We start from the raw sequence: 3,040 nt of genomic DNA, 5'->3' as shown, positions 1-3,040 counted from the left end.
TGACCTTCCGGCCGTCCCAACCGGTACCATCCGGTCCGGACAGACTTCTCACCTGGCAGGCAACTACCGTGCGAATAGGTCATGTTGGCCAAAGTCCCCGAAATCACCGATCAGCGGCACCCGTCGAAGGCGACCGGCCCGGAGGCGACCGGCCCGGAGACGGCCGGCTCGGAGGCGACCGGCTCGGAGACGACCGGCTCGGAGGCGACCGGTGAAGCGCTGGACCCGCCGACCGGGCGAGGCCCCACCACCGGCCACCGCAGGCACCGGCACCGGCACCGGGGGAGCGGGCGCCCGCACCGGCTTCCTGGTCGAGGAGTACGACCGGGTGGTGCTGCTGCGCCAGCCCTCCGACGAACTCCTCGGCCCCACCGAGATAGCCGACCTGGTCCGCTGCGCCGAGGCCGACGACCCCGGCATCATTACCTTGGTCGCCGGGGCGGACCAGGACTCCGCCCCCGAGCTGTGGCCCCGACTGGGCGCCCTGCTGGACCAGTTGAGCGACGAGGGGTTCACCACCGTCCGGCTGGTGATGTCCGGCTCCGGTGACGACCGCCCGGGCGACCGCTCGGCGCTGGCCCGGCGGATAGCCGACGCCTGGCAGCTGGATGTGCTCGCCCCCGACGGGACGGTGCTCTGCGTCCCCGGCGGCGGCCTGTTCGTCCACCACCCAGGGGATCCCGACCCTGGCAGCGGAAGCGGCACGGAGCCCGGGAACACCAGGGCACGCCCCCGCACCGCGACCGGACGGAAGCCGTCCCGGGCGGCCGCCGCGCCCACCCCCGCCCACCGGGGCTGGTGGCACTTCCGGCCCGGCGCGGCCCCCGTGCCGCTCGGCCCCCGGCAGCCCGCCCCCGGCTGGCAGCCCGGACCCGGGCGGCTGCCGAGCCGCACCCGCGGCGGCAGCGTCGTGCAGGAGATCCCGGCCGGGGTGCTGATCCGCCCCGGCGGCGTCCGGGCCCCCGCCCCCGACGACCTCTGCTACGCGGTCCCCATCGACGCCCAGGGTCCCCTGCTGGTGCTCGGTGTGCCGGAGGGCGACGACCTCCCCGCCGAGGACCTGGCCGACGTCCTCACCGCCCTGCCCGAAGAAGCCAGATCCACCGTGCGCCTCGCCCCGGGCGGCCGCCGGGACGTGCTCCCGGCCGGCCGGTCCGCCGCCGAACTGGTCGGCTCCGACGTGGTGGTCTACAGCGGGCTGCCGCTGCTCACCGGTACGGACGCGGCCGGTACCGAGACCGTGCGCTCCGTGCTGCTCGGCGCCGACGGGGCACCCCGCTGGCAGCCGTATGTGGACGCGGTGCTCTGCCCGTCCGGCGCCGACGAACCGCGGCTGCTGCGCTGGAGCCCGCCGCTGCCTGGCTCCGGCGACCTCGACGACGGCGTCATCCATCTGTCCGACCACTGGCAGGTCACGGTGAGCCGGGCCGGCCTGCTGGTCGGCCGCCGGGACGCACCGCCGCCGCCCGCCACCCGCCCGGTGGACGCCGAGGGCCCCGCCATCGAGGTGGGCAGCCCGGGGGAGGCCCTGGACGACTCCCTCTACCCGGCGCTCACCCGGCTGCTCGACGCCCTGCCGCCCGAGACCCGCACCCGGGCCCGGCTCCATGTGCACGGCAAGGCCGAGGACGGCGGCCGGGAACTGCGCCGGCTCGCCACCGACCACGCCCTGCGCAGCGTCCGCTTCGGCGGCTTCGGCCGCCCCGCCGCCCCCACGACCCCCACCCCGGCCACCCCATACGGCCTCCCCGCCCCCGTCCCCGCCCCCATTCCCGCCCCCGCCCCTGTGCCCATCCCGACCGCATCCGGGCCGGTCGGCCGTCCGGAGAGCGCTCCCGGCGCACCCGCTCCGACCGCCGCGTCGCCGGTGAGGGCCCCGGAGGCCGAGGAGCCGCCCGCGCCCCGGCCGGTGCCGACCGCCACCACCGGGAGCATGCCGCCCCGGTCAGCCGACTCCTCCGGACGGCGGCCCACGACCCCCGCCCCGGCAACCAGTGCACCCGGTACACCGGGTACGCACACCGCCACCGCTGCCGCTCACGCGTCCGCCACCGGCGCACCCGCGCCCCGGCCCGGATTCCGCCGCACCCCGCCGCCCGCCTCCCCGCCGTCCCTGTTGACGGCCCCGTCCACACCCCTCGCCACCACGCCTCCGGCCGCCACCCCACCCCCCATCCCCACACCGCCCTCGCCAGTGGTGCCGCCGGCATCCGAGCGCCAGAGCACCGACGCCGAGCGCGCGGCGTTCCTGCTGCTCGCCGAGGAGGTCTGGGAACGCCACTCGGCGACGGTGGCCAGGACCCTGACCCGGCTGCCCGCCCTCCGCGACGCCGAAGAGGTCGCGGTCCGCACCGACCTGGTCGCCCTGCTGCTCTACCTCGGCGTGACGGACGGCCCGATGGGCCACCGGGAACTCGACCGCGAGCTGCGCGCCGGCGGCGAACGGCTGCTGCCCTACGCGGCCTGCCTCTCCTCCGCCCTCCACCGCCTGCCGTACTTCCAGGGCCCGGCCCTCCGGGGCGCCCAGCCCGCAGCCGCACCCGAGCCGCCCCGGCCCGGGACCGTACTGCGCGATCCGGCCGCCGTGACCGCTCTGCCCGTCGGTGGGGTGGACGGCCCCGGTCCGGCGCACGCCGCGTACGCCATCTGGTCGGTCACCGGACGGCGGATACCGGCGGTGCCCGGCGCGGCCGGGGCCGACGAGGTCGTGTTCCCCCCGGGCAGCGCCTTCCGGGTCCTGGACGTGCGTACCGACCGCCCCACCCCGCTCGTCCTGCTCCGCCAACTGCCCCCGACCACCACACCCCCGCCCTCCGCCCCATCCGCCGACGACACCGATCTCGACGAAGAGGACCGCGCGGTGCTCGCCCGCCTGGACGAGGCCCTGCGCCCCGACCCGACCACCACCCCCGCCCTGCCCACCTTCGTCTGGCCCGACCGGTGCGCGGGCCCCCTGGGAACACCCGGCCCCCCGGCCGGATGACCCACCTCCCAAACCACCCCACCCCACCCCCGATCCCCTCCGTAGCAGCCCACCACC

Annotated in this window: 1 protein-coding gene; it reads left to right on the top strand. The window is 77.5% G+C overall.

The annotated features are described in order from the left end of the window. Window positions 1–211: 211 nt before the first annotated feature. Window positions 212–2,983: a hypothetical protein gene (locus ABZ945_RS06375; RefSeq protein WP_361264799.1), complete on the top strand. Its 2,772-nt coding sequence runs from the start codon at window positions 212–214 to the stop codon at window positions 2,981–2,983. Window positions 2,984–3,040 lie beyond the last annotated feature (57 nt).

Source organism: Streptomyces sp. NPDC046887 (assembly GCF_040644755.1).
In the GTDB taxonomy this organism is placed as follows: domain Bacteria; phylum Actinomycetota; class Actinomycetes; order Streptomycetales; family Streptomycetaceae; genus Streptomyces; species Streptomyces lichenis.
This window is presented reverse-complemented; position numbering and strand designations above follow the sequence as displayed.